Annotated in this window: 31 protein-coding genes; 17 read left to right on the forward strand and 14 right to left on the reverse strand. The window is 73.1% G+C overall.

All coding sequences use genetic code 11. The features are described 5' to 3' along the window. The first annotated feature begins 163 nt into the window (after positions 1-163). From IEZ27_RS07075 to IEZ27_RS07120, 10 genes are read left to right on the forward strand one after another with little or no spacing between them, the layout of a single operon-like run. Complete coding sequence (locus tag IEZ27_RS07075) at positions 164-1,195, forward strand: LacI family DNA-binding transcriptional regulator (RefSeq protein ID WP_189646437.1); 1,032 nt, start codon at positions 164-166, stop codon at positions 1,193-1,195. Further along, positions 1,192-2,106 (forward strand): carbohydrate ABC transporter permease, encoded by a 915-nt coding sequence (locus IEZ27_RS07080; RefSeq protein WP_229823526.1) that lies wholly within the window; start codon positions 1,192-1,194, stop codon positions 2,104-2,106. The genes IEZ27_RS07075 and IEZ27_RS07080 overlap by 4 nt, the downstream gene beginning before the upstream one ends. Further along, positions 2,103-2,921, forward strand: coding sequence for a carbohydrate ABC transporter permease (locus IEZ27_RS07085; RefSeq protein ID WP_189646438.1), 819 nt, complete (start codon positions 2,103-2,105; stop codon positions 2,919-2,921). The genes IEZ27_RS07080 and IEZ27_RS07085 overlap by 4 nt, the downstream gene beginning before the upstream one ends. Before the next feature lie 12 nt (positions 2,922-2,933). Next, the gene (locus IEZ27_RS07090; RefSeq protein ID WP_189646439.1) at positions 2,934-4,286 is read left to right on the forward strand and encodes an ABC transporter substrate-binding protein; all 1,353 of its coding nucleotides are present in this window, start codon (positions 2,934-2,936) and stop codon (positions 4,284-4,286) included. Positions 4,287-4,294: 8 nt separating this feature from the next. Next, the gene (locus IEZ27_RS07095; protein ID WP_189646440.1) at positions 4,295-5,248 is read left to right on the forward strand and encodes an ADP-ribosylglycohydrolase family protein; all 954 of its coding nucleotides are present in this window, start codon (positions 4,295-4,297) and stop codon (positions 5,246-5,248) included. A gap of 6 nt (positions 5,249-5,254) precedes the next feature. Beyond that, a complete protein-coding gene (locus tag IEZ27_RS07100; RefSeq protein WP_189646441.1) occupies positions 5,255-6,214 on the forward strand; it encodes an ADP-ribosylglycohydrolase family protein in 960 nt (319 codons plus the stop codon). Beyond that, the gene (locus IEZ27_RS07105) at positions 6,211-7,350 is read left to right on the forward strand and encodes an ADP-ribosylglycohydrolase family protein (protein WP_189646442.1); all 1,140 of its coding nucleotides are present in this window, start codon (positions 6,211-6,213) and stop codon (positions 7,348-7,350) included. Before IEZ27_RS07100 ends, IEZ27_RS07105 begins: the two co-directional genes overlap by 4 nt. Further along, the gene (locus IEZ27_RS07110) at positions 7,347-8,687 is read left to right on the forward strand and encodes an ADP-ribosylglycohydrolase family protein (RefSeq protein WP_189646443.1); all 1,341 of its coding nucleotides are present in this window, start codon (positions 7,347-7,349) and stop codon (positions 8,685-8,687) included. The genes IEZ27_RS07105 and IEZ27_RS07110 overlap by 4 nt, the downstream gene beginning before the upstream one ends. Beyond that, positions 8,684-9,577 carry a ribokinase gene (gene rbsK / locus IEZ27_RS07115; protein ID WP_189646444.1) on the forward strand — a complete coding sequence of 298 codons (894 nt, stop codon included), beginning with the start codon at positions 8,684-8,686 and terminating at the stop codon, positions 9,575-9,577. Before IEZ27_RS07110 ends, rbsK begins: the two co-directional genes overlap by 4 nt. Positions 9,578-9,637: 60 nt before the next feature. Further along, the gene (locus IEZ27_RS07120; RefSeq protein ID WP_189646445.1) at positions 9,638-9,856 is read left to right on the forward strand and encodes a hypothetical protein; all 219 of its coding nucleotides are present in this window, start codon (positions 9,638-9,640) and stop codon (positions 9,854-9,856) included. A gap of 26 nt (positions 9,857-9,882) precedes the next feature. Here the strand turns inward: IEZ27_RS07120 and IEZ27_RS07125 are convergent, their stop codons facing one another. Beyond that, positions 9,883-10,587 (reverse strand): FadR/GntR family transcriptional regulator, encoded by a 705-nt coding sequence (locus tag IEZ27_RS07125; RefSeq protein ID WP_189646446.1) that lies wholly within the window; start codon positions 10,585-10,587, stop codon positions 9,883-9,885. Positions 10,588-10,755: 168 nt separating this feature from the next. Between IEZ27_RS07125 and IEZ27_RS07130 the strand changes: the two genes are divergently transcribed. Further along, positions 10,756-12,465, forward strand: coding sequence for a 2-isopropylmalate synthase (locus tag IEZ27_RS07130; protein ID WP_229823527.1), 1,710 nt, complete (start codon positions 10,756-10,758; stop codon positions 12,463-12,465). On the opposite strand, the gene pyrF is transcribed toward IEZ27_RS07130, so the two are convergent. Next, on the reverse strand, positions 12,446-13,252 hold the full coding sequence (pyrF, locus tag IEZ27_RS07135) for an orotidine-5'-phosphate decarboxylase (protein ID WP_125635474.1): 807 nt from the start codon (positions 13,250-13,252) through the stop codon (positions 12,446-12,448). The two genes, IEZ27_RS07130 and pyrF, sit on opposite strands and share 20 nt — an antisense overlap. Before the next feature lie 111 nt (positions 13,253-13,363). On the opposite strand from pyrF, the gene IEZ27_RS53710 reads away from it, so the two are divergent. Further along, positions 13,364-13,843, forward strand: a complete 480-nt coding sequence (locus IEZ27_RS53710; protein WP_229823528.1) for a DUF2283 domain-containing protein — start codon at positions 13,364-13,366, stop codon at positions 13,841-13,843. Positions 13,844-13,889: 46 nt separating this feature from the next. Here IEZ27_RS53710 and IEZ27_RS07145 read toward each other — a convergent pair whose 3' ends face one another. Next, the gene (locus tag IEZ27_RS07145; protein ID WP_189646447.1) at positions 13,890-14,273 is read right to left on the reverse strand and encodes a hypothetical protein; all 384 of its coding nucleotides are present in this window, start codon (positions 14,271-14,273) and stop codon (positions 13,890-13,892) included. A gap of 53 nt (positions 14,274-14,326) precedes the next feature. Here IEZ27_RS07145 and IEZ27_RS07150 point away from each other — a divergent pair, with 53 nt between their 5' ends. Beyond that, entirely contained in the window at positions 14,327-15,130 is an 804-nt protein-coding gene (locus IEZ27_RS07150; protein WP_229823529.1) for an HAD family hydrolase, read from the forward strand. Between the two features lie 50 nt (positions 15,131-15,180). Here the strand turns inward: IEZ27_RS07150 and IEZ27_RS07155 are convergent, their stop codons facing one another. The 4 genes from IEZ27_RS07155 to IEZ27_RS07170 form a co-directional block, all read right to left on the reverse strand. Beyond that, complete coding sequence (locus IEZ27_RS07155; protein ID WP_189646448.1) at positions 15,181-15,438, reverse strand: hypothetical protein; 258 nt, start codon at positions 15,436-15,438, stop codon at positions 15,181-15,183. 62 nt (positions 15,439-15,500) lie between these two features. Continuing rightward, complete coding sequence (locus IEZ27_RS07160; protein ID WP_229823580.1) at positions 15,501-16,109, reverse strand: TIGR00645 family protein; 609 nt, start codon at positions 16,107-16,109, stop codon at positions 15,501-15,503. 295 nt (positions 16,110-16,404) lie between these two features. Beyond that, entirely contained in the window at positions 16,405-16,662 is a 258-nt protein-coding gene (locus IEZ27_RS07165) for a hypothetical protein (RefSeq protein ID WP_189646449.1), read from the reverse strand. Between the two features lie 82 nt (positions 16,663-16,744). After that, positions 16,745-17,107: a winged helix-turn-helix transcriptional regulator gene (locus tag IEZ27_RS07170; RefSeq protein ID WP_221762186.1), complete on the reverse strand. Its 363-nt coding sequence runs from the start codon at positions 17,105-17,107 to the stop codon at positions 16,745-16,747. Positions 17,108-17,228: 121 nt separating this feature from the next. Here IEZ27_RS07170 and IEZ27_RS55260 point away from each other — a divergent pair, with 121 nt between their 5' ends. From IEZ27_RS55260 to IEZ27_RS07180, 3 genes are all read left to right on the forward strand, one after another. Continuing rightward, complete coding sequence (locus tag IEZ27_RS55260) at positions 17,229-17,510, forward strand: hypothetical protein (RefSeq protein ID WP_308427263.1); 282 nt, start codon at positions 17,229-17,231, stop codon at positions 17,508-17,510. Then, the gene (locus tag IEZ27_RS07175; protein ID WP_229823530.1) at positions 17,401-17,850 is read left to right on the forward strand and encodes an NADPH-dependent F420 reductase; all 450 of its coding nucleotides are present in this window, start codon (positions 17,401-17,403) and stop codon (positions 17,848-17,850) included. Before IEZ27_RS55260 ends, IEZ27_RS07175 begins: the two co-directional genes overlap by 110 nt. A 105-nt stretch (positions 17,851-17,955) precedes the next feature. After that, complete coding sequence (locus IEZ27_RS07180) at positions 17,956-18,327, forward strand: hypothetical protein (RefSeq protein WP_189646450.1); 372 nt, start codon at positions 17,956-17,958, stop codon at positions 18,325-18,327. Positions 18,328-18,368: 41 nt separating this feature from the next. Here the strand turns inward: IEZ27_RS07180 and IEZ27_RS07185 are convergent, their stop codons facing one another. Next, positions 18,369-19,034: an endonuclease V gene (locus IEZ27_RS07185; protein ID WP_229823532.1), complete on the reverse strand. Its 666-nt coding sequence runs from the start codon at positions 19,032-19,034 to the stop codon at positions 18,369-18,371. A 111-nt stretch (positions 19,035-19,145) separates the two neighbouring features. Between IEZ27_RS07185 and IEZ27_RS07190 the strand changes: the two genes are divergently transcribed. Then, on the forward strand, positions 19,146-19,886 hold the full coding sequence (locus tag IEZ27_RS07190; RefSeq protein ID WP_125635490.1) for a sulfite exporter TauE/SafE family protein: 741 nt from the start codon (positions 19,146-19,148) through the stop codon (positions 19,884-19,886). On the opposite strand, the gene IEZ27_RS07195 is transcribed toward IEZ27_RS07190, so the two are convergent. The 6 genes from IEZ27_RS07195 to IEZ27_RS07220 are packed head-to-tail and all read right to left on the reverse strand — an operon-like array spanning position 19,855 to position 24,008. Beyond that, the gene (locus IEZ27_RS07195) at positions 19,855-20,562 is read right to left on the reverse strand and encodes a type 1 glutamine amidotransferase (RefSeq protein WP_125635492.1); all 708 of its coding nucleotides are present in this window, start codon (positions 20,560-20,562) and stop codon (positions 19,855-19,857) included. The genes IEZ27_RS07190 and IEZ27_RS07195 overlap by 32 nt on opposite strands. A 30-nt stretch (positions 20,563-20,592) precedes the next feature. Continuing rightward, complete coding sequence (locus IEZ27_RS07200; RefSeq protein WP_189646452.1) at positions 20,593-21,420, reverse strand: bifunctional 5,10-methylenetetrahydrofolate dehydrogenase/5,10-methenyltetrahydrofolate cyclohydrolase; 828 nt, start codon at positions 21,418-21,420, stop codon at positions 20,593-20,595. Next, positions 21,417-22,022, reverse strand: a complete 606-nt coding sequence (locus IEZ27_RS07205) for a cyclodeaminase/cyclohydrolase family protein (RefSeq protein ID WP_189646453.1) — start codon at positions 22,020-22,022, stop codon at positions 21,417-21,419. Before IEZ27_RS07205 ends, IEZ27_RS07200 begins: the two co-directional genes overlap by 4 nt. A gap of 28 nt (positions 22,023-22,050) precedes the next feature. Next, positions 22,051-22,563 (reverse strand): hypothetical protein, encoded by a 513-nt coding sequence (locus IEZ27_RS07210; protein ID WP_189646454.1) that lies wholly within the window; start codon positions 22,561-22,563, stop codon positions 22,051-22,053. A 50-nt stretch (positions 22,564-22,613) separates the two neighbouring features. Further along, positions 22,614-23,378, reverse strand: coding sequence for a chitosanase (locus IEZ27_RS07215; RefSeq protein WP_308427261.1), 765 nt, complete (start codon positions 23,376-23,378; stop codon positions 22,614-22,616). 9 nt (positions 23,379-23,387) lie between these two features. Further along, positions 23,388-24,008 carry an FMN reductase gene (locus IEZ27_RS07220; protein WP_189646455.1) on the reverse strand — a complete coding sequence of 207 codons (621 nt, stop codon included), beginning with the start codon at positions 24,006-24,008 and terminating at the stop codon, positions 23,388-23,390. Positions 24,009-24,029 lie beyond the last annotated feature (21 nt).

The raw sequence follows: 24,029 nt of genomic DNA on the forward strand, positions 1-24,029 counted from the left end.
ACGCGGCTCGCGGGCGAGCGGCCCCTCGTTGCCCGTATGCCCTCTGACCTGGCGTTATTGGATCGTGACTTGACCCAGAAGTTACGGCCCGGTTTCATGTGCGAAACACGGTAAACGTTTACAGCCGCTTTCCGTAAACGTTTACGTTCTTGGAAGGACAGCCTTGGCCGACGGACCCACGATCACCACGATCGCCGAGCGCGCCGGTGTCTCGATCGCCTCCGTCTCGCGGGTCCTCAACGGCCTGCCGACCAGGCAGGAGACCGTGCGCAAGGTGATGGCCGCCGCCGACGAGCTGGGTTACGTGCGCAATGCCGTGGCCAGGTCGCTCAAGTCGCGGCGCACCCACCAGGTCGCCTTCGCCATGGCCGACGTCGGCAACCCCGCCTACCTGGCGATGTTGCGCCAGATCCAGCCCGTGCTCAAGGCGGCCGGCTACCGGCTCGTGCTGCACTCGACCGACGCCGTCGTGGCCGACGAGATCGACGTGCTGCACAGCCTCGGCGAGCGGTACGTGGACGGGCTGATCATGAGCCCGCTGCGGGTCACCGACGCCCACCTGCAGATGCTGGCCGCGGCCAGGGCGCCCGTCGTGATCATCGGCACGGTGCCCGAGGGCACGCCGGTGGACAACGTACGGGCCGACTCGCGTACCGGCGTCAGGCTCGCCGTCGACCACCTGCACTCGCTCGGACGCCGCCGCATCGCACTGGTCAACGGCCCGCCCGACACCTGGCCCGGCGCCTCGCGGGGCGCCGCCTACCGGGAGGCGCTGGAGCAGCTCGGACTGCCCTACGACGACGACCTCGTCCAGATAGGCGACTTCTACCGCGCGCAAGGGGGCCGCGCGGTGGCCGAGCTGCTGGAACGGGCACCCGACGTGGACGCGCTGATGTGCGCCAACGACCTGATCGCGCTCGGCGCGCTGGACGTGCTGCGCGCGGCCGGCCGCCGGGTGCCCGACGACGTGGCGGTGGTCGGCATGGACGACACCGACCTGGCCGCCGCGTCCTGGCCGTCGTTGTCGAGCGTCTCGCTCGGCTCGGCCGAGCGCGGCAAGGCCGCCGCCGAGCTGCTGCTCGACCGGCTGAACGGCGACGACGCCGCGCCGCGCGTGATCACCGTGCCGCCGCGCCTGGTGGTGCGGGCCTCGACGGCGGGCGAGACCTACGGACATGAGGGAGGCAGGACGTGACCGCGACCGTGACGGCGACGGCACCGCCCCGGCGCCCGCCTTCCCGGCGGCGCCCGAAATCGCGCAGGAACCGCGAGATGTGGCTGCTCATGCTGCCCGCGCTGGTTCCCGTCGCGCTGTTCAGCATCGGCCCGCTCCTGTACGGCATCGGCCTGGCCTTCACCGACGCCCGCAACACGCGCAACCACGAGACCAGCTTCGTCGGCCTGGAGAACTTCGGCCGGCTGCTGACCGACGGCGACTTCTGGGCCTCGTTCAGGATCGGCGCGATCTGGTCGGTCTCGGTGACCGTGCTGCAGTTCCTGGCCGCGCTCGGCCTGGCCGTGCTGCTCAACCAGAACCTGCGTTTCAGGACCGTGGCCCGGGTGCTCGCGGTCGTTCCGTGGGCGATGCCGCCGGTGGTCGTCGGCCTGATGTGGAAGCTCGTCTACCACCCCGACGCCGGCATCCTGAACAGCCTGCTCGGCACGCACATCAACTGGCTGGCCGACTTCTCGCTCGCGCTGCCCGCGATCATCGTGGTCGGCATCTGGACCGGCATGCCGCAGACCACCGTGGTCCTGCTCGCCGGCCTCCAGGGCATCCCGAGGGAGCTGTACGAGGCCGGCGAGGTCGACGGCGCGAGCCGGTGGCGGCGGTTCTGGAGCATTACGCTCCCGCAGCTGCGGCCGGTCATCGTGTCGATCACCTCGCTCGACTTCGTGTGGAACATCAACCAGTTCGGCCTGGTCTACGTGCTCACCCAGGGCGGGCCCGGCGGCCAGACCCGGCTGCCGATGCTGTTCGCCTACGAGGAGGCGTTCCGCTACCGGATGGCCGGTTACGCCTCGATGCTCGGCCTGGCCATGGCGATCGTCGTGCTCACGGTGCTCGGCCTGTACCTGTGGCGCCAGATGAGGGAGACCCGATGAGACGCGCCCCGCAGTACGTCGCGCTGGCCGCGTACATCGTCTTCCTGGCGTTCCCGCTGTTCTGGCTGTTGTCGACCGCGCTGAAGACGCCCCAGGAGATGGCCCTGGCGGACCCGACGTGGATCCCGCGCGAGCCGACCCTGGCCAACTTCGCCGACGCCTTCGGCGAGCAGGACCTGCTCGGCGCGGCCGGCCGCAGCCTGGTCGTGGCGCTGTTCAGCAGCGTGATCACGGTGCTGATCTCGTTGCCGGCCTCGTACGCGATGGCCCGCTACCGCAGCCTGCTCAACAAGGTCGCGATCGGGTGGGTGCTGGTCAGCCAGGTGTTCCCGTTCATCCTGATCATCATCCCGCTCTTCATGATCCTGCGGGACCTGGAGCTGGTGAACACCCTGCCGGGGCTCGTCGTCGTGCACGTGACGTTCACGCTGCCGTTCGCGTTGTGGATGCTCCAGGGCTACGTGCGGGCCGTGCCGCGCGAGCTGGAGGAGGCCGCGGCCGTGGACGGCGCGACCCGGCTGCGCTCGATCGCCAGCGTGGTGGCCCCGCTGCTCGCGCCCGGCGTGGTGGCCACGCTGCTGTTCTCTTTCATCTCGTCGTGGAACGAGTTCCTGTTCGCGCTCGTGATCCTCCAGGACCCCGACGTGATGACACTCCCGCTCACGCTGGTGAGGTTCACCGGCCCCGAGGGGGTGGCCAGGCTCGGCCCGCTGGCCGCGGCGTCGCTCATGGCGACGATCCCGAGTCTGATCTTCTTCGCAATCATTCAGCGGCGACTGAAGTCCGGCCTGATGGCCGGCGCCGTGAAGGGCTAGTAGGAGGCTCATATGCGAATCAAGTCCGCATTGGCGGCGGCGGCCGTCGTCGCGTTCGCCGCCGCGTGTGGCAGCGGAGGAGGAGGCGGTGGAGAGGCCGCCTCGTCCGGCGAGCCGGTGAAGCTCAACTTCCTCAGCCTGGCCTGGCAGAAGGAGTCCGTCGCGGCCAACAACCAGCTCGTCGACGAGTGGAACAAGGCCAACCCGAAGATCCAGGTCACCTACGTGCAGGGGAGCTGGGACAACGTCAACGACCAGCTCGTCACCCAGTTCGCCGGCGGCACCGCGCCCGACGTGATCCACAACGACTCGCCGGCCCTGGCCGGGTTCGCCTCCGACGGCTACCTGCTCGACCTGACGAGCAAGCTGCCCGCCGAGCTCAAGAGCGACATCCCGCAGTCCGCCTGGGACACCGTCACCTTCAACGGCGGCAAGGGCGAGCAGGGGATCTACGGCGTGCCGTTCCTGCAGGAGTCGCAGGTCATCATCGCCAACAAGAAGCTCCTGGACGCCGCCAAGGTGCGCATCCCGACCGCGGACAACCCGTGGACCTGGGACGAGTTCTCCGAGGCCGCCAAGAAGATGACCTCGGACAACCCGTCGACCTGGGACGAGTCCTCCGACTCCGCCAAGAAGAGCGGCGCGTACGGCGTGGCCTGGCCGATGAAGTCGCCGGTCAACAAGACGCTCAACCTGGCGCTCAACTTCGGCGGCACGTTCTTCCAGACCACCGACGGCAAGACCACGGTCAAGGTCGGCCCGGAGGAGCGTGAGGTGCTGCAGCGCATCCACGACCAGCTCTACAAGGACAAGTCCGCCGACCCGGCCGCGCTCGGCCAGGGCACCGCCGACCCGCTGCCCGCCTTCTACAAGGGCAAGTTCGCGCTGCTCCCGGCCGGCGTCTACCTGCGCCAGCAGGTCGTCGAGCAGGCCCCCGAGGACTTCGAGTGGGTGACGCTGCCCGCGCCGAAGGGCACCAGCGCCCAGCAGGGCGCGGTCTCGCAGACGTTGTCGATCGCCCAGGACAGCAAGCACGCCGACGAGGCGATGAAGTTCATCTCGTTCTTCCTCAACGGCGCCAACCAGGCCAAGCTCGCCAAGGGCGACTGGCTGCTGCCGACCTCGCAGACCGCCGCCGCCGACCCGGCGATGACCACGCAGGAGAACGGCTGGGACGTCGCGACCGCCTCCGCCAAGAACCTGGTCGTGGCCCCGTTCCTCAAGGTGAACGGCTTCGACGAGTGGAAGAGCAAGGTCGCCACGCCGGTCCTCCAGGAGTACTTCGCCAATAAGATCACCATCGACGACGCGGCCAAGCGGCTCGTCGAGGACGGCAACAAGGTCTTGGAGCGGTACCAGCAGTGACTCATCGCATGAGGGCCCGAGGGAGCCTGCTCGGCCTCGCGGCCGGCGACGCCCTCGGGGCCCCGGCCGAGAATCTGTCGCCGTCGGAGATCCGGCGGCGGTGGGGCCGCCTCACCGAGGTCGAGGGCGGCGGCACCGACGACACCGAGTACGCCATCTTCGCCGCCTCGCTCCTGGTACGCCACGGGCACGCCCTGACCTCGGCCGACGTGGCCGAGGCGTACCGGCGGGAGATCATCCCGTCGGTGACCGGGCCCATGCGCGGCGCGGGCTTCTCCGAGCTGGGCACCATCGAAGCGCTGCGCCGCGGGCTGGAACCGCCGCTGACCGGGCGGGTGCACCAGCACGGCTGGTCCGACGGGCTGGCCATGCGGGCGGCGCCGTACGGGATCTTCTGCCCCGGTGACCCCGCCGAGGCGGCCCGCCTGATCGAGCAGGACGGGCTGGTCAGCGGGTCGGGCGAGGGCATATTCGGCGGCCGGGCGGTCGCCGGGGCCGTGGCCGCCGCCATGGCGGGCGCGACGCCCGGCGAGGCGGTGGAGGCCGCGCTGTCGGTGATCCCCGCCGACTCGTGGACGGCCCGCGCCGTCGTCCGGGCGCGCGACGTGGTCGCCGAGGGAACGGCCGACGAGCTCGCCCTCGTCGAGGCGCTGCACGAGGCCGTCGTCGTCCGGCACTACCCGTGGACCGACCTCGCGCCCGAGGCCGTCGCGCTGGCCCTGGCCGCCGTCCTGGCGGGCGGCGGCGACGTGGAGACGACGGTGACGTTCGGGGTCAGCCTGGGCAGGGACGCCGACACGATCGGCGCCATCGCCGGCTCGGTCGCCGGAGCCGTCCAGGGCGAGGACGGCGTGCCCGCGCGCTGGGCCGCCCGGATCGGCCCGGTGAGCGGGAAGTGCCTGCCCGTCGTGGCCGGAAGACATGTGCTGGACGTCGCCGACGAACTGGCGGAAGGACTGTAGATCATCATGTCGGGGGACAGAATCAGGGGGGCCTTCATCGGGCTCGCCGTGGGCGACGCCGCCGGCTGGCCCGCGGCCAGGCACCGCGCCGCTCTGCACGCGCCCTGGAGCCGGCGCCTGCACCGCGAGCTGGACGCCTTCGCCGAGGAGCACCGCGTCACCACGCTGCCGGTGCCGTTCGCGCTCAACCAGCCGGTCGCGCCGCTGGCCGTCGGGCCGTCCGACGACGCCGAATGGCTGGCCTGGACGCTGCTGACGATCGACCGGCCGCGGGCCGAGGCGTTCCGTGAGCTGACCGGCGTCCGGGCCCGCATCTCGGTGGCCACGGCGCTGGACAACCTGGCCAAAGGCGTCGAGCCGCCTGCCTCGGGGCACGACAACCCGCACCACTTCGACGACGCCGCCGCCGTACGGGCGGTCGCGTTCGGGGCCCTGGGGAGGGACCCCACGGCCGACGCCCAGGTGACCAACGCGGGCGACGGCGTGCTCGGCGCCCAGGCCATGGCCGCCGCCGTGGCCGCGGCGGTCGCGTCGGGGTCGGTGCGCGAGGCCGTGGAGGCGGCGCTCGCCGTCCTGCCCGAGGACACCGCCATCGGGCACAACGCCCGGGTGGCCCTGGCGGCGGCGCGGCAGGCGGGAGACGCGTTCGGCGCGGTGCCCGCGCTGGACGCCGCGCTGCTCGACCACGTCTACAGCTACGGCGTGGGCGCCGCGCAGACGGTGCCCGTCGCCCTGGCGCTGGCCGAGGCGGCGGAGGGCGACCTGGCCCGCGCCGTCCCGGCCGCCGCCTGCCTGTCCGCGCTGGCCGACTCGGCGCCCGCGCTGACCGGCGCGCTGGCCGGGGCCGCCAGTGGGTACGGCGCGATCCCGGAGGGGTGGCTCGCGCCGGCCCGCGCGCTGGCGGGCTGCTGCCTGCCGTCGCTGGCGGGCAAGGATCTCATCGAACTGACGAAAGGAATCGCATGACGCCGCTTGAGGACAGGGCCACTGGCTGCGTGGCGGGGGCGGCGGTCGGGGACGCGCTGGGCGGCGCCACCGAGGGCTGGACTCCTGAACAGATCGTGGAACGGTACGGCGGCCGGGTCGAGGGCATCGTGCCGCCGTACAACGAGGACTGGCGCAACGCCCGGCCGATCGCGCCGTACCACAAGGGCGACGGGCACATCACCGACGACACCCTCATGACGCACGCCCTGATCCGCGTGTACGAGAAGGCCGGGGGGCACCTGGGCGCGTACGCGATGGCCGACCACTTCGTGCCGGAGCTCATGGGGCAGCGGCAGTGGATCCCCGAGCTGGAGGCGGACGCGCTGCCGCTGCAGCGGATCTTCCTGGCCGAGAAGTGGATCGTGGCCCGCCTCCACTACGGGCACGTCGACCCGCGCGAGGCCGGCGTCGGCAACATCGTCAACTGCGGCGCGGCCATGTACGTCGCGCCCGTCGGCATCGTCAACGCCGCCGACCCCGACGCCGCCTACGCCGAGGCCGTGGACCTGACCGGGGCTCACCAGTCCAGCTACGGCCGCGAGGCCGCCGGGGTGATGGCCGCCGCCGTCGCCGAGGCCATGCGGCCGGGCGCCACCGTCGACTCCGTGGTCGCCGCCTGCCTGCGCCTGGCCAAGGACGGCACCCGCGCCGCCATCGAGGCGGTGTGCGAGGCCGCCGCCGGGGTCGGCCACTGGGAGGGCTCGTTCGAGACGCTGCGCGCGGCCGTACGGCCCTTCGACACGGTCGCCGACACCTACCGCGACCAGGGCCTCGGCGCTCGCCGGCCGAGCCGGGTGCACAGCATCGAGGAGCTGCCGCTCGCCCTGGGGTTCCTGGTGGCGGCCAAGGGCGACTTCCGCGACACCGTGCTCGGCGGCGTGAACTACGGCCGCGACGCCGACTCGATCGCCTCCATGGGCGGAGCGATCGCGGGCGCCCTCGGGGGGCTGTCCGCGGTGCCCGCCGAGTGGATCGAGCAGGTGGGGGCGGCGAGCCGTACCGACCTGGTGGCGCCCGGCCTGGCCATCGCCGAGGTGGCGCGCGGGGTGCACGCCGCCGACCTGGCGCGGCGGCGCGCCCACGAGGCCGCCTTCGCCGAGCTGGACGCACGATGATCAGGCTCACCTGGGTCCAGCCGGAGGACCTGGTGGGCCACGAGCTGCGCCAGGCAGGCGAGGACGGCAGGGGCGACCTGCCGCAGGTGGCCGAGATCACCGCGCGCTGGCACGCGGCGGGCGGCCACGACGCGCCGCCCCGCGCGGGCGCCTCGGAGGCCGCCGCCGCCCGGCTGCGGCCCCTGGCCGAGAGCCTGCTGGACGAGCTGGCCGCGATCCCCTCGCCGCTGGCGGAGCCCTCCGACCTGGACGCCATCGTCGCCGCCTGCCCCGGCTGGCCGTCGGCAGGCACGGCCGCGAAGGCGGACCCGGCCCGCCTGCTGGGCGCCTGGCAGGGACGGGCGGCCGGGTGCGTGCTGGGCAAGCCGGTGGAGAAGATCCCGCGCGAGGGCATCAGGCAGATCGCCGAGGCCACCGGCAACTGGCCCGTCACCGGCTGGTTCACCGCGAAGGGCCTGCCGGACGACATCGCGCGCCGCTGGCCGTGGAACCGGCGCAGCGCCGTCAACTCCCTGGCCGAGAACATCGACGGCATCCCCGAGGACGACGACCTCAACTACCCGCTGCTGGCCCTGTCCGTCCTGGAGCGCCACGGCCGCGGCTTCACCACCGAGGACGTCGCCAAGCTGTGGCTGGACGAGCTCCCGGCCGGCCGTACGTTCACCGCCGAGCGGGTCGCCTACCGCAACCTGCTCGACGGGTACGAGCCCCCGCAGACGGCCACCCGCAGGAACCCGTTCCGCGAGTGGATCGGCGCCCTGATCAGGACCGACGTCTACGGCTGGGCCAACCCCGGCGACCCGGCGACGGCCGCCGAACTGGCCTGGCGCGACGCCCGGCTCACCCACACGGCCAACGGGATCTACGGCGCGATGTTCGTCGCGGCCATGTGCGCCGCCTCCCTGGTCGCCGGCTCGCCGGAGGAGGTCGTCGAGGCGGGCCTGTCGGTCGTGCCGAGCACCTCGCGCCTGCACGAGGCGGTCCGCCTGGCCGCCGCCGACGCCGCCCGCGAGCCGGACTTCGAGCGTGTCATCGACCTGCTGCACCGGCGTCATGGCACGCTGCACTGGGTGCACACGATCAACAACGCCGCTCTCGTCGCCGCCACCCTGATCCACGGCCGGGGCGACTTCACCGCCACGATCGCGGGCGCGGTCGCCGGCGGCTGGGACACCGACTCGGCCGGAGCCACGGCGGGGTCCGTCGCGGGCGCGCTGAACGGCGGCATGCCGGACCGCTGGCTCATGCGCGACAGCCTGGCCAGCAGCCTGACCGGCTTCGACGGGGTGGGGCTCGGCGAACTGGCCCGGCGTACTCAGGAGATGATGGCGTCATGATCTCGGTTTTCGGCAGCGCGAACATGGACCTCGTCGCGTACGTATCTGAAGCCCCCAAACGGGGTGAGACGGTCACCGGTCACCGGTTCCGTACCGTGCCCGGCGGCAAGGGCGCCAACCAGGCCATCGCCGCGGCCCGCGCCGGTGCGCAGGTGGCCTTCCTCGGCGCGGTCGGCGACGACGGCTTCGGGGCGGAGATGCGTTCGACCCTGGCCGAGGCCGGGGTGGACGTGCACGGCCTGCGCCAGGTGCCCGGCCCGAGCGGCATCGCGCACATCGTGGTCGACGACGCCGGCGGCAACTCGATCATCGTCGTGCCCGGCGCGAACGGCACCGTGACCGGCCCGTCCGGCGGCGACCTGGCCACGATCGCCGGCTCGCAGGCCCTGCTGCTCCAGCTCGAACTGCCCATGGAGGCCGTCGTGGCCGCCGCCCAGGCGGCCCGCGTCTCGGGGGTGCCCGCCGTCCTCACGCCGGCGCCCGCCCAGCCGCTGCCCGACGAACTGCTCGACGCGGTCACGATGATCGTCCCGAACGAGCACGAGGCCGCCGACATCACCGGCCACGACGACCCCGACGCCGCGATCGACGCGCTGCTCGAACGGGTCGAGGAGGCCGTGATCACGCTCGGCTCGCGCGGCGCGCTCTACGGCGCGCGCTCGGGCGAGCGGCTGCGGGTGCCCGCGATCACCGTGAAGGCGGTGGACACCACGGCCGCCGGTGACACGTTCGTCGGCGCGCTGGCGGTGGCGCGGGCCGAGGGGACGCCGCCGGAGGAAGCGCTGCGCTTCGCCTCGATGGCGGCGGCGCTGTCCGTGCAGCGGGCGGGCGCCAGCACGTCGATGCCGTTCCGGGGCGAGATCGAGGACGCGCTGCGGGAGCTGCCCTAGGCCCGTCCCTTGACGTCCGGACGGGCGTCAAGGGAGGCCGGGACGGGCAGGCTGGGGGCCATGAGCGACAAACCCGAGGAGCTGCCCGAGGCGGTGAGGGGCGTGGACGGGGAGAGCGACGTCGTCGCCGAACGCTCCGCCTCGGGCACGCCCAGAGCCCGCCGCCCGGTCTCCGCCGACCGGCCGGAGAAGCAGCAGGACCCCGACCCCGCCGAGACGGACGACGAGCACACGGCCCCCGGCACCGTCGTCCGCCCCGACGCCGGCCCCACCGGCTGACCCACCGGCCCCGGGCAGCACCGCCGTCAGCGGGAGCCCGGGGTGCCGTCGTGCAGGTGGGCGAGTGTCTGGTCCAGCTCGGCCTGAAGGAGGTCGCTGGCCGCCCGCGCGTCACCGTCGCGGACCGCCGCCACCAGCGCGGCGTGCGTGTCGTGCCCCGGGTTGCGGTCGTGCTCGCGCAGCCCCAGCAGCTCCACCATGTCGATCAGCTTCTCCCGCAACGCCGGAGCGAACTCGGCGAACAGGTCCGTGAGCACCGGGTTGCCCGCCGCCGCCACGATCGCCGCGTGCAGCGCGATGTCGGCGTCCACGAACGCGGCGTCGTCCGCGTCCGCCGCCCGCTCGCGGGCCTGGAGCGCCGCCTCCATCGCCGCCACGTCCTCGTCCGTACGCCGCGCCGCCGCCAGCCGGGCCGCCTGCGTCTCGACCATCATGCGCACCTCGTAGACGTCGCTGATCGCGGCCCGCCGCAGCCGCGTGGCCCAGTCCTGGACCGGCTCACTGGCGATCACGAACACGCCCGAACCCTGACGCGCCTGCACCAGCCCCGCCCCGGCCAGCGCCCGCAGCGCCTCGCGGACCGTGGAACGGCCCACCCCGAGCGTCTTGGCCAGGGCGTTCTCGCCCGGCAGGCGGGTGCCGACCGGCCAGTGGCCCCCGGTGATCTGCTCGCGCAGATGCTGGACGGCCTGGTCGACCAGGGGGCTGGGGCGGAGGGCGCCGAGCGGCATGCGTACCTCTCAGGTTGTCTGAGGACCTGTGTTGTGGTTAGTGTAGCCGCCATGTCGTCGTACGGTCTCCTTCTTCTCGGCCGCCGCGGCGGGGCCTGACCGGACCGGCACCCCGCCGCGGCGTGCGAGGTGCTGCCGGTCGACCCGACCACCGAGAAGGAACCCGACATGTACGCATGGAACCGGCAACGCCCGAGCGTGATGCCCCACCACCGCTACCGGCCCGCCCACGAGCGGGTCGAGGTGCCGCGGACCGGCGAACGCGCCTGGCCCTCGCGCCGCATCACCCGCGCCCCCCTCTGGGTCCCCGTGGACCTGCGCGACGGCAACCAGGCGCTGGCCGAGCCGATGGACCCGGCGCGCAAACGCCGCCTGTTCGACCTCCAGGTGCGGATGGGCTTCAAGGAGATCGAGGTCGGCTACCCCTCGGCCAGCAGGCTCGACTTCGACTTCCTCAGGGAGCTGGCCGAGCCCGGCGTCGTGCCCGGCGACGTGACCGTGGTGGCCTTCACCGCCGCCCGGAGCGACCTGATCGAGCGCACCTTCGAGTCGATCAGGGGCCTGCCCGACGTCGTCGTGCACCTCTACACCGCGACCGCCCCCACCTGGCGGAACGTGGTCCTCGGCCACGACCGGGACGACCTGCGCAAGCTCATCCTGGACGCGGCCGGCCAGGTGGCCCGCCTGGCCGAGGGCCTGCCGGTGCGCTTCGAGTTCTCGCCCGAGGTGTTCAACCTCACCGAGCCCGACTACGTGCTGGAGGTCTGCAACGACCTGACCGCCCTCTGGGACGCCTCCCCGGACCGCCCGGTGATCCACAACCTCCCGGCGACCGTCGAGATCTCCACCCCCAACGTGTACGCCGACCAGATCGAGTACATGCACCGCCACCTCGACCGCCGCGACTCGGTGATCCTGTCGGTGCACCCGCACAACGACCGCGGCACCGGCGTGGCCTGCGCCGAGCTGGCCGTGCTCGCCGGGGCGCAGCGGGTGGAGGGCTGCCTGTTCGGCAACGGGGAGCGCACCGGCAACGTCGACCTGGTCACGCTCGCGCTCAACCTGCACTCCCAGGGCGTCGACCCGATGCTCGACCTGTCCGACATCGACGGGATCAGGCGGGTCGTCGAGCACTGCAACCGCCTGCCCGTGCCCGACCGCCACCCCTACGCCGGCGACCTGGTCTACACCGCCTTCTCCGGCACCCACCAGGACGCCATCGGCAAGGGCCTGGCCCACCACGCCGCGCGGGCCGCCGAGCTGGGCGTGCCGCCGGAGCGGGCGCCGTGGGAGGTGCCGTACCTGCCCATCGACCCGGCCGACGTGGGGCGCGACTACCAGGCGGTCATCCGGGTCAACAGCCAGTCGGGCAAGGGCGGCATCGCGTACCTGCTGGGGGCCCGCCACGGCCTCGACCTGCCGCGCCGCCTGCAGATCGACTTCTCTGCGGTGGTCCAGCGGGCCACGGACGACAGCGGCGCGGAGATCACCGCCGAGTCGCTGTGGGAGCTCTTCCACGCCACCTACATCGCACCGGGCGAGCGCGGCGGGTTCGCCTCGTGGCGCACGGCCGAGACCGCGCCGGGGGCGCACGAGTTCGAGGGCGTGCTGGAGTCGGGGCGGGTGCTGCGCGGCACCGGCAACGGGCCGCTGTCCGCGCTGGCCGCCGCGCTCGCCGGGGACGGCGTCGAGGTCGACGTCCTGCACTACGCCGAGCACGCGATGGACGAGGGCACGGGCAGCAGCGCCGTCGCGTACGTGGAGGCGAACGTGGGCGGCGTGACCGGCTGGGGCGCGGGTCAGGACACCTCTGTGCTCACCGCGTCGGTGCGCGCGGTGCTGGCCGCCGTCAACCGCCTCAGTCCGTCAGGTACGTGACGCATTCGTCCCGGTAACGCATGGTCATCGACCGCAGCCGCTTCGGGTCGGCCAGGACGGCCCGGGAGACCGACGGCACGACGGAGCCGCGTACCGGGGCGAACAGCCGGGCCAGGTCGGCGGGGGAGGCGCCCTGCGCGCCGAGCCCGGGAGCCAGGATCGGGCCGTTGAGACCGGCCAGGGAGTGGTCGAGCGTGGGCAGCGTGGCCCCCATGACCACTCCCACCGGCCCGAACGGCCGATGGCCCGCGTTCGCCGCGGCGGCCCCGGCGATCACCAGGTCGGCCACCCGCTGCTGCAGCCCGGCCGCCGCCGGGTTGGAGGTGCGGGCCAGCACGAACACGCCGGCGTCGTTGGCCACCGCCGAGGTGATCGCCACCTCCAGCGAGCCGAACCCCAGGTAGGGGCTCAACGTCACCGCGTCGGCGGCCAGCGGGCTGCCCCGGTCGAGGTAGGCCTCGGCGTAGGCGGCCATCGTGGTGTCGACGTCGCCACGCTTGACGTCGAGCAGCACCAGCGTGCCGGCCTCGCGAAGATCGGCGATGGTGCGTTCCAGGACGGCGACGCCGCGGCTGCCCCAGCGCTCGTAGAAGGCCGACTGCGGCTTGACCACGGCGGCCACGTCGCAGATCGTGTCGACCACCGTGCGGCTGAAGTGCTCAAGGCCGCTCGGTGAGTCGTCGAGGCCCCAGGCGTCGAGCAGCGCCGGGCTCGGATCGATGCCCACACAGAGCGGGCCGAATTTGTCGAGCCTGCCACGCAGGCGTGTGCCGAACGAGTCGTTCATGTAGGCCCCCTTGCGACCCTAACGCACACTAACTCGCCGCGGCCCGGGCAGGAACGCATCGGTCGCGGAAGATATGGGTCCGGCCGCGGGCGTGGGGGTAGATCACCGGACATGTACGAGATCGCCCAGCGGGTGCTGACGCTCGACACCGTGCCGCCGCGCGAGGTGGCCGTCACCGTCGGCGTGCCGTACGAGGAGACGACGGGGGAGTGGTCGTGCCCGTACCGGATCGACGGGCTGGCCGGGTGGGAGCACGAGCGCAGGGCGACCGGGCCCGACTCGCTGCGGGCCGTCGAGCTGGCGCTGGCCATGGTACGGGCGGCGCTGGCCGGCTCGCACGAGGCCAAAGAGGGCCTGCTGAGCTGGGACGACACCCCGCCGGACCTCCAGCGCACCCGGACCGTGTACGTCAACTGGGACAAAGAACGAGATATCGCTTATATCGCGATGAAGCATGAGATTGTGCCCGGCGAGGCGGTCCGGCAGACCGTCTCGGAGGACGTCGTCCTCGACTACGGCAGCGCGGGCGAGCTGATCGGCCTGGAACTCCTCAACGCCGCCACCCGCCTCCCCCCTGAACTACGCCTCTGACCCTCCGCCCCCGGATTCCCTCCGAGTACGCGCCGCCGACGCCGGGTCAGCCCGTCAGGAGCCAGCGCCAGCGCGGCAGTTCCAGCACCACCGTCACCACCGCCAGCACCGTGACCAGCGCGGCCACGACCGCGTGCCAGGCCACCCACGCCGCCGCCACCGCGACCACCAGTTGCAGGCCCACCAGGGCGACCGTCACGAACCCCGGCGCGGCGACCAGCACGCCCCGCTTGTCACCGGGCGTGGCGAACACCGTCGGCAGCCCGATCAGCACCACCACCGACAACACGGCCAGCGGCACCGACCGCGGGGCGAGCGCCCACGGCGCCGCGACCCAGGCGGCCAGCTCCGAGGCGAAGCGGAAGACAGAGGCGACCCGATCGTCCGGACGAGGACCGGACCGGGCGAAACGACCGGAAGGTGAAACCACGAAGGGCACCCTACTCCGTGAACACCGCCGGACCAGGACCTACGGTATGTGACGTGACCTCCATCATCCCGCCCCGCATCGTGGCCACCGACCTGGACGGCACCCTCCTGACCTCATCCGGCGCCATCTCCCCCCGTACCGACCAGGCCATGCGCCTGGCCCGCTCGGCGGGCGCGGAGATCGTCTTCGTCACCGCCCGCCCGCCGCGCTCCGTCCGCCTGCTCGCCGGCCGGACGGGCCTGACCGGCCTGGCGATCTGCAGCAACGGCGCCGTCCTGTACGACCTGGCCACCGAGAAGGCCGTAGCCAGCCGCACGATCGAGCCGCGGGCCGCCAGACGGGTCGCCGACAGCCTGGCCGCGGCCCTGCCCGGGGTGGCCTTCGCCGTCGAGACCGGTACGGGCGTGCTCACCGAGGCCGGTTACACCAGGCGGGTCGCGCACGACGTGCAGAACTACCGCGAGGTGGCCTCGGCGTGCGAGGCGGGCGAGCCGATCGTCAAGCTGCTGGTGCTCTCGCCCGCGCACACCACCGACGAGATGAACGCCGTCGCGGCGGCGGCGATCGGAGGGCTGGCCGAGGTCACGCATTCCGGCGTGCCGGGGCTCCTGGAGGTCAGCGCGCCGGGCGTGACCAAGGCGGCCATGCTGGCGGAGCTCTGCCGGGAGCGGGGCGTCGAGCCCGCCGAGGTGGTGGCGTTCGGCGACATGCCCAACGACCTGCCCGCGCTGGCCTTCGCCGGGGCCGGGTACGCGATGGCCAACGCGCACCCGCTGGTGCTGGCCGCGGCCCGGCACCGTACGTCCTCCAACGACGAGGACGGCGTGGCCGAGGTCCTGGAACGCCTCTACGGCTGACCGGCCGGGATCCGGCGCCCGCCCGCCCCCGCGGGCGGGCGCCGGGAACTTCAGGCGTCGTCGTCCGACACCCGGGACGTGCCCTCGCACCCGGCGGGCGCGCGGCTCAGCACCGGCAGCAGGCCGCCGCAGGTGCTCACCGGAAGCGACACCGGCTCGACGATCTCGTCGTTGAAGACGATCACGTCACCGATGAGCGGCCGCGGCCCCCGCGCAGGGCCCGCGTCGGACGCCTCCGGCGCCTCCGCCTCCGCCGCCGCCGGGGTCGGGGCGGTCGAGGCGTACGCGGGCGCCCCGACCGCCACCAACGCCGCACCGGCCAGCAGCGCCGCGCCGACGATCAGCCGGGCGCCGACCGGCGGCGCCGCTGCTAGGCGGCGGCGACGCGTTCCTGGGTGACGCCGCCGGGCTGCTGCTCCCGGTGCGCGTGCGCCTGCTGGCCGTGCCGGCCACCGGCCATGATCCGATCCATCACGGCCAGCGCCAGCGCCGAGACCACGAACGTGAGATGGATCAGTGTCTTCCATACGAGTTCCCTGTCGGTGATGGCCGGCCGGGCGGCGTTGATGAAGATCTGCAGGAGATGCACCCCCGAGATCCCGATGATCGCCATGGCCAGCTTGACTTTGAGGACGTTTGCGTTGACATGGGACAACCACTCGGGCTGATCGGGATGCCCGTCGATGCGCAGCCGCGAGACGAAGGTCTCGTAGCCGCCGATGATGACCATGATGAGCAGGTTGGAGACCATCACGACGTCGACGAGCCCGAGGACGATCAACATGATCGTGGTTTCCGGGGGGTTGCCGCCGAACCCGAGTTGGACCAGGTGGGCGAGTTCGACCATGAACCGCCACACGTAGACGACCTGGGCGACGATCAGCCCGAGGTAGAGCGGCGCCTGTATCCATCGGCTGAGGAACATGACGTAGCCGATGTGCTCCAGCGTGCCCCGCGGCCGGGGAGCAGGCTCGGCCACGGTCAACTGTGGGGGCCTCACTACGACGTGAAGATGTTGACCCGGTCGACGATGGCCTGGACATTGATGTTCCCCGGTTCGTTTCGGCCCCCTGACCCGAGGGCGATTGGGGGAACGGCGGCCGCCGCCGCCAGAGCGAGGGCCGCTGCGCTGATCAGGATTCGGAATTTCAATGGGGACTCCTCGACTGCTGCTGTTCGGGCATGGGAATCGCGCTGCCGGACGGAGGAGGGCCGAGATCGGCGGTACGGCGTGGTCCGCCGTACCGCCGATGCCGGTGGATCGTGGTGGCCGGTCAGGGGTGCAGGCAGCCCGCGGCCGGGATCTCGCTCGGCGCCTGCGGGGCCGTCGGATCGATCAGGGTGGTCAGGCCGGTGGCGGCCTCGGCGGCGCAGGGGACCGCGTGCGCGGGGTCGACGACGGCGTGCGCGGGCGGGGTGAACAGGGTGGTGGACAGTGCGCCGGACAGGGCTCCGGTCAGCACGGCGGACAGAGCCGCGGACAGGACCAGGCCGCCGGTCAGGACGGCGGCGCGGCGGTGGACGGCAGGCATGGAAACCTCCTGGGAACGGTGTCGGACAACCACCGTCTAGCTACCCAGGGTAATCATTCGGTAACGCATTGTGAAAGAATCCTCATGGAGAGGTGTCAACGGGGGCTCGGCCCGTCCACCTGTCCTGGGCGTCCATGACCTCCTCGCCGTGGGCGTGGGCCCATTCGCCGAACGCCTCGATCGGGCCCAGCAGGGTGCGGCCCAGGTCGGTCAGCTCGTACTCGACGCGGGGCGGGGCCTCGGCGTAGGAGCGGCGGACGACCAGCCCGTTGAACTCCAGGCGGCGCAGCGTCTCGGTGAGCACCTTGGCGCTGATCCCGCCGATCTCCGCGCGGAGCTGCCCGGGACGGCGCGGGCCGTGGCGCAGCGACCAGACGACGACCGCGTTCCAGGTGTTGGCGACCAGGTCGAAGGCCAGCCTGGCCTGGCAGTCGGCGATGAACAACTGAACGCCTCCGTTAGGCACCAAATGGTGTGTGACGAGATTTCTAGAGTCCTTCTACTAGTAAAGCCCGTTCACAACACGGAGGACGACCATGAAGATCGGGATCCTGGGGGCCGGCGGCATGGCCGACGCGCTCGGCACGCAGTGGATCAGGGCCGGGCACGAGGTGATGGTCAGCGGCCGCGACCCCGTACGGGCCCGGAGCCGGGCCGAGAGCATGAACGCCCAGGCCGGCGTCCTGGGGGGCGCGGGCGGGGAGCTGGGCGGAGGCGGCCGGGTTCGGCGAGGTCGCGATGGTGGGCGTACGGGCGGAGGGGCTGGCCGACGTGCTCGGCGCCACCGGTACGGCGCTGCGCGGCAAGCCGCTCATCGATGTCACGAACGCCGGCCCCGACCGGCATGACCCCGCGCGTCCGCTCGCCCGGCTCATCGCCGACCTCACAGGCGGCCATGTGGTGAAGGCGTTCAACCTGTGCCACGTGGACGTGTGGCGGATGCGGCCGCCCGTGTTCGCCGGACGCCCGCTGGCGGTGCCCCTGTGCGGCGACGACGCCACGGCGCTCGGGCTGGTCCGCGAGCTGGTCCGCGACCTCGGCTGCACCCCGCTGGACGGCGGCGGGCTCGACTGGGCGGCGCAGCTGGAGGCGACGGCCGCGTTCGTGATCGGACTGTGGTTCGGCGGCGCGGACGCCCAGGCGATCCTGCCCCCGCTGGCGGGCTCGGGGGCGCACCTGCCGTCCTGAGCGTACGACGTGGGGTGTAGCGAGGATGACGACGGGCGGCGGATGCCCCGGGCCGGGCGGCGGCGCGATCCTGGAGGCGTTCGTCCGAGCTCGAAGGAGAGTCAAGTGGTCACCCAGGTCGTCAAGGGGAGCGGGTACCTGACCGCGTTCAAGGCCCTCGCCACGCTCAGCATGTTGTCGGTGCTGCTGCAGGCCGTCACGGCGGGTCAGCTCATGAGCGGGGCCGGCGCCGGACTGCACGGCGCGGGGGCCGGCGCCGTCCACCTGCTCGGGCTGCTCCAGCTCGTGGCGGCCGTGCTGCTGTGGCGGCCGGGGCGCGGCGCCGGCTGGCCCGCGCTGGTCAGCCTGGGGGTGCTGCTGCTCGGGTTCCTGCAGTCGATGCTCGGCGGGTCGGGGGCGGTGGCCGCGCACGTGCCGCTCGGCATGACGATCTTCGGGCTCAGCGTGTGGCTGGTCGTCTGGGTCTGGCGGCGCTGACCCCGCCCGGACGGGCGCTCACGGCCCGTCCGGGTGGGTGCTCACATGCCGGACGGGTGGCGGGCCAGGTGGTCGGCCTGGCGCACCGGCTCCGGCAGCCGGTACCGGGGCGTGAGCAGCAGGGCCTGGGACGTGGCCGTCTCCAGGCTGATGCGATGGCCCGGCGAGACGTAGACCGGCTTCGTGTCCCGCCGCGTGCGCAGCGCCCTGCCCACGGTGAGGCCCTCGTGGACGATCGGCGTCCAGGCCCCGCGCTCCGGTCCGGGGGTCTCGTGCACGCCCACGAACGGGGTCTTGGCCACGCCGAGCGCCGGCAGGCCGGTCAGCACGCCGAGGTGGCAGGCCAGCCCGAAGCCGCGCGGGTGCGCCAGGCCGTGGCCGTCGCAGACCAGCAGGTCGGGGGTGACGGCCAGGCGTTCCAGTGCCTCGACGAGGGTGGGCAGCTCGCGGAAGGCGAACAGGCCGGGCACGTACGGGAAGGCCGCCTTGCCGTGGGCCACCGCCCGCTCGACCGGTTCCAGGGTCGCCGCGTCGAGCACGACCACCGCCGCCGTCACGTCGTCGTCCCCGTGGTAGTGCACGTCGAGGCCCGCCACCAGGGAGAACGCCGTGGGCCCGGTGAGCTCGACGCGCCCGCGCAGCCGGTCCTGGATCGCCTCGGCCTCGGCGGCGTCGTCCGGCCAGGGGTGAAGTCTGTTTACCCGCACCTGCCCAAAGGTAGGGCTTTTCGCCCCTGGCCGCGTCGGACAGGGCGCCGCGCCGCCGTACGAGGAAGGGGCACATGTGGGGACAAAATGGACGGGCCGTAGCATGGCCGGGTGATCGTCGCAGATGTCCTCGGCCTGCTCGGCGCGGGTGTGGCCGCCGGCGTGGTGAGCACCGTGGTGAGCCTGGCGTCGATCGTCTCCTACCCGGCGCTGCTGGCCTTCGGCCTGCCCCCGCTGACCGCGAACGTCACCAACACCGTCGCCCTCGTCTTCACCGGCGTCGGCGCGGCGGCCGGGTCGCGCCCCGAGCTGGCCGGGCAGGGCGGCCGGGTGCTCAGGCTCGGCCCGGTGTCCGCGCTCGGCGGCGCGACGGGCGCGCTGTTGCTGCTGGTGACGCCGTCGAGCACGTTCGAGCTGATCGCGCCCTGGCTGATCGCGATGGCCTCGCTGCTGCTGGTCCGCCCGCCGTCGGCGCACCCGCGCGGCGAGCGCGGCCCGGCGGTCCGGGTCGCGCTGTTCTGCGTGGCGGTCTACGTGGGCTACTTCGGCGCGGCCGGCGGCATCCTGATGTTCGCCGTGTTGTCGGCCATGATCGACCACGGCCCGGCCAAGCTGAACGCCATGAAGAACGTGTTGTCCGGGCTGGCCAACGCGGTGGCGGCGACCGGGTTCGCGCTGTTCGGGCCGGTGGACTGGGGCGCGGCCGCGCCGCTGGCGGCCGGGTTCCTGATCGGGGGCTGGCTCGGGCCCAAGATCGTTCGCCGGATGCCCGGCAACAGCCTGCGCTACCTGGCCGCCGCCTGCGGGCTGGCCGTGGCCGTCACGCTCGGCTGGCAGGCGTACGGGCGCTGACGACCTTGGCGAAGCGCAGCGCCACCTCCCGCCAGACCGGCGTGGAGACCGGCTCGTCGGCCACCGCCCCGGCGTAGACCTCCTCGGGGTCGAAGCCGTCGGGCGTCCACTCGCGCACCCGCGAGGGCAGCACCTCGGGATGGAACTGCACCCCCCACGCCAGCTCGCCCACCCGGAACGCCTGGTAGGGGCAGGCACGCGTCTCGGCCAGCCACACCGCGCCCTCGGGCAGCCGGGTGACGGCGTCCTTGTGGTGCTCGATCGCGGGCACCACCGGCGGCAGCCCGTGGAACAGCGGGTCGCCGGCCGCCTCGGGACGCATCGTGACCGGCAGGCTGCCGTTCTCCGGCGCGCCGGTGTCGCCGGTCACCTCGCCCCCGGCCACCTCGGCCAGCATCTGGCCGCCCAGGCAGATGCCGAACAGCGGCACGCCCTCGGCCACGGCCTGGCCCACCAGCCGCCGGGCGCCGGCCAGCCACGGCGCCCGGTCGTCCTCGGAGGGCAGGTAGCCGCCGCCGAGCATGATCATGGCGTCGTGCCGGTCGAGCCGGTCGGGCAGCGGGGCGCCGTCGTGCGCGAGCACCACGTCGAGCCGCAGCCCGGCCTCCTCCAGCCAGCCGCCGAACCGGCTCGGACCGCCGCTCCTGCTGTTCTGCACGATCAGGACGTCACCCATCACGGGCCTCCACTTTCCAGACGTCGGGGGTCAGGGCAGGTTCGCCGCGCGGGCGGTGTGGCGCAGCAGCAGCGCGGTGGTCACCGGGCCGACGCCGCCGGGCACCGGGGTCAGCGCGCCGGCCACCTCCGACACCGCCGCGAAGTCGACGTCGCCGGTCAGCCCGCCGTCGTCGGTCGGGTTGGTGCCCACGTCGATCACCACCGCGCCCGGCGCGACGTGCGCGGCGCCGATCAGCCCGGCCCGGCCGACGGCGGCCACGAGCACGTCGGCCGCCGAGGTCACCGCGGCCAGGTCGCGGGTGCGCGAGTGGCAGACGGTGACCGTGGCGTGCCGGTCGAGCAGCAGGTGGGCCAGCGGCTTGCCGACCACGGTCGAGCGGCCGACGACCACCGCCCGCCGCCCTTCGAGCGGCACCTCGTGGTGGTCGAGCAGGGCCATGACGGCCGCGGCCGTGGCCGGCGGGAACGCGGGCAGCCCGGCGGCCAGGCGGCCGAGCGAGAGCGGGCTCGCGCCGTCGACGTCCTTACGCGGGTCGATGGCGGTGGCCAGCTCCTGGGCCGAGGCGCCGGCGGGCAGCGGGGTCTGCAACATGACCCCGTGGACGGCGTCGTCGGCGCTGAGCCCGGCCAGCGTCTCCTGGATCCTGCCGGGGTCGGCGGTGGGCCCGAGGTCGACGATGTCGCAGGCGACGCCGACGCCCGCGGCGGCCTTGGCGATCGAACGCACGTACCACAGGCTCGCCTCGTCGGCCGTGGCCACCACGACGGCCAGCCTGGGCTGCGGCCCGGCGGCGGCCTCGGTCTGGGTCTGGTCCCTGATGGCGGCGGCCAGGTCGCGGCCGGTCAGCGTCTTCAACGGGTGATCTCCTCGCGTACCTCGGCGGTGACCCGGTCCGCCCTGGCGACGGCGGCCTCGACGTCGGCCAGGCGGGAGTCCAGCTCCTCGCGTACCCGCTCGTCCTTGATGCCGCGCAGGTTGATCTCGACGTTCAGCCGGGCCGTGGTGAGCGCGGCGCGCGCCGCGTCGGCGGCGGCGGCGACGTCGGTGACGACGTTGCGGTTGCCGATCGGCAGCAGCAGCTCGCACAGCTCGACCAGCCGCGTGGCGGTCTCCACCACCCTGGCGGGCGGCTCGGCCGCGCCGGCCAGCGCGCGGGCGATGGACGCGCTGCGCTCCTCGCCCTTGGGCAGCCGGTAGGCGTCGGAGACCGCGGTGAACGCGGCCGCGTCCTCCTCGGCCAGCCGCAGAGCCCGGGCCCGCAGGGCGTCGGTCTCGCCGATCACTCCTACGACGGTCTCGGCGTGTTCGGCGTACCGCTCGCCGGTGGTGTAACGGGCCACCATGCCGAGCAGCGCGGCGGACTGCGCCGCGTGCAGCGCGGCGGTGGCCCCGCCGCCGGGCGCGGGCACCTTGTCGGCCAGCTCGGCCAGGAAGTCGACGATCTTCGAGTCGCGCATGGCCGCATTCTGCCAGGCCCGGTACGGCTCACTCGCGGTGCATCGGCCTTGTGACGTCCTGGGACATGCCCGGCGGCAGGTACGGCGACCCCGTCGCGCCGTAGTCGGAGGTGTAGACCGACGGCCGCTCCCGGGAGCGCCAGCGCGACGGGAAGAACGACACGACCAGCAGGGCCACGCCGAGGAACAGCAGGACGCCCGAGTACATGACGGTCTGCAACCCGGTGAAGAGGCTCCCGGTGACCAGCCCGTCCGGGATCACACGGAAGCCGGCGTTCATCTCCACCGCGGGCACCACGCCGAGCGCGGTGAAGGCGAGGCCGCCGAGGAGCGAGGCGATCGGCGACAGGCGCGAGCCGGCCAGGAACGCGAGCCCGGCCCCGGCGACCGCGACCACGCCGAGCCCCAGCCAGGAGACGGTGAAGCGCGTGGCCATTGTGAGGCTGATCTCGCCGATGCCGTACATGAGGCAGGCGGCGATCAGGGGAGGAAGGAGCAGGCCCGCGACCACTCCCAGACCATGACGGGCACCGTTGGACATGATTAACCCCGTTTGTTTGGCTGGCTCACCAACCTACCGTGATCGCCTGATCAGCGCTTGATGGTGTACTTGTCCCCGTACACCTTCCAGGTCAGCGGCGGGGTGAGGTCGAGGTTGCCCTTCCTGAGGAAGACACGCTGCATGGTGTCGACCCGGGTGGTGTCGTCGTGGGCGTCCTCCGCCTTCATCGCCGCCTTCCTGGCGTCGAGGAACGCGTTGAGGTAGGCGACCTCGTCGCCGCCCCGGGCCGGCGGCGCGGCCTTGGCCAGGGCGGCCTTCCTGATGCCGCCGAAGCTCAGCTTGTCGGCGCCGGGGCCGTGCATGACCATGGCGTCGTAGTAGGCGAACTGGCCCAGGGCCCGCAGGCCGTCCTTCTTGGCGCGGCGGACGGCCGGGTCGAAGTAGACGCGGTCGCGCTCGGCGTCCTGCGCGCGCCGGAAGGCGGGGTCGGCGGCGGCCTTCTTCCAGTCCCTGACGAACGGCTTCCCGAGGCCCTTGTGGGAGTCGCTGCCGTTGACCCTGCGCAGCGCGGGCAGGTACTTGGCCAGCACGTTCGAGGGCCTGCGCCGGGTGTACAGCTCGACCAGCTTCAGCATGTCGCCGGTGCCGGAGCAGAAGCCGATGATGCCCGCGGTGTAGCCCCGCTCGTCCTTGATGTCCTCGATGTAGCCGTACTGCGCCTTCCAGTCCAGTGACGAGTTCTCCGCGCTGGACACCAGCCGCATGGCGATGTCCTTCTTGTGTGGTTCGTCGAGACCGGCCGGGGAGGCGGGTGTGAGGACGAGGGACAGCGAGAGGAACATAGCGGTCAGCACCGCTGCAAACTAGCGCAGCGGGCGCAAAGCCGCGAGCTGCTCCGCGAACGGGACGACCTCGTCCTCGGCCGCGGCCTGCCGCGGAGCCCGGTTCAGCAGCAGTCCGGCCAGCTCGCCGGCGGCCCGGTCGATGCGCTCGCCGAGACCGTCGGTGAAGGCGTCCCCGCCGCCGCCCCAGTCCTCCGCGGCGGCGTAGACGGCCGTCGGCACGACCACGGCCCGCAGGTAGGCGAACAGCGGGCGCAGCGCGTGCTCCAGCGCGAGCGAGTGGCGCGGCGTGCCGCCCGTGGCGGCGACCAGCACCGGCTTGCCCGTCAGCGCCGTGTTGTCGAGCACGTCGAAGAACGACTTGAACAGGCCGCTGTAGGACGCGCTGAACGTCGGCGTGACCGCGATGAGCCCGTCGGCCTCCGTCACGGCCTCGACCACCTCGCGCAGCCGGGCGCCGGGGAAGCCGGTCACCAGGTTGTTGGCGATGTCCACGGCCAGGTCGCGCAGTTCGACCACGCGCACCTCGGTCCCCTCGGCCTCCTCGTCCAGCCGCCGCCGCGTGGCCTCGGCCAGGCGGTCGGCGAGCAGGCGGGTGGAGGAGGGCTGGGTCAGACCGGCCGTGACGACGACGAGCTTCATGGGGGATCTCCCTTTCTCGGA

Origin of the sequence: Nonomuraea spiralis (genome assembly GCF_014648435.1) — a bacterium.
Classification (GTDB): Bacteria; Actinomycetota; Actinomycetes; order Streptosporangiales; family Streptosporangiaceae; genus Nonomuraea; species Nonomuraea spiralis.

Coding starts and splice junctions, on each gene's coding strand:
- IEZ27_RS07125 (WP_189646446.1), bottom strand. CDS start 10,587: ATGCCGCTCGGCGCCCTCCGCCCCAGCCCCCTGGTCGACCAGGCCGTC.
- IEZ27_RS07095 (WP_189646440.1), top strand. CDS start 4,295: ATGAGGGCCCGAGGGAGCCTGCTCGGCCTCGCGGCCGGCGACGCCCTC.
- rbsK (WP_189646444.1), top strand. CDS start 8,684: ATGATCTCGGTTTTCGGCAGCGCGAACATGGACCTCGTCGCGTACGTA.
- IEZ27_RS07210 (WP_189646454.1), bottom strand. CDS start 22,563: ATGTCCAACGGTGCCCGTCATGGTCTGGGAGTGGTCGCGGGCCTGCTC.
- IEZ27_RS55260 (WP_308427263.1), top strand. CDS start 17,229: ATGGCCGACGCGCTCGGCACGCAGTGGATCAGGGCCGGGCACGAGGTG.
- IEZ27_RS07090 (WP_189646439.1), top strand. CDS start 2,934: ATGCGAATCAAGTCCGCATTGGCGGCGGCGGCCGTCGTCGCGTTCGCC.
- IEZ27_RS07085 (WP_189646438.1), top strand. CDS start 2,103: ATGAGACGCGCCCCGCAGTACGTCGCGCTGGCCGCGTACATCGTCTTC.
- pyrF (WP_125635474.1), bottom strand. CDS start 13,252: ATGAACGACTCGTTCGGCACACGCCTGCGTGGCAGGCTCGACAAATTC.
- IEZ27_RS07130 (WP_229823527.1), top strand. CDS start 10,756: ATGTACGCATGGAACCGGCAACGCCCGAGCGTGATGCCCCACCACCGC.
- IEZ27_RS07220 (WP_189646455.1), bottom strand. CDS start 24,008: ATGAAGCTCGTCGTCGTCACGGCCGGTCTGACCCAGCCCTCCTCCACC.
- IEZ27_RS07100 (WP_189646441.1), top strand. CDS start 5,255: ATGTCGGGGGACAGAATCAGGGGGGCCTTCATCGGGCTCGCCGTGGGC.
- IEZ27_RS53710 (WP_229823528.1), top strand. CDS start 13,364: ATGTACGAGATCGCCCAGCGGGTGCTGACGCTCGACACCGTGCCGCCG.
- IEZ27_RS07205 (WP_189646453.1), bottom strand. CDS start 22,022: ATGCGCGACTCGAAGATCGTCGACTTCCTGGCCGAGCTGGCCGACAAG.
- IEZ27_RS07120 (WP_189646445.1), top strand. CDS start 9,638: ATGAGCGACAAACCCGAGGAGCTGCCCGAGGCGGTGAGGGGCGTGGAC.
- IEZ27_RS07105 (WP_189646442.1), top strand. CDS start 6,211: ATGACGCCGCTTGAGGACAGGGCCACTGGCTGCGTGGCGGGGGCGGCG.
- IEZ27_RS07195 (WP_125635492.1), bottom strand. CDS start 20,562: ATGGGTGACGTCCTGATCGTGCAGAACAGCAGGAGCGGCGGTCCGAGC.
- IEZ27_RS07110 (WP_189646443.1), top strand. CDS start 7,347: ATGATCAGGCTCACCTGGGTCCAGCCGGAGGACCTGGTGGGCCACGAG.
- IEZ27_RS07165 (WP_189646449.1), bottom strand. CDS start 16,662: ATGCCTGCCGTCCACCGCCGCGCCGCCGTCCTGACCGGCGGCCTGGTC.
- IEZ27_RS07175 (WP_229823530.1), top strand. CDS start 17,401: ATGGTGGGCGTACGGGCGGAGGGGCTGGCCGACGTGCTCGGCGCCACC.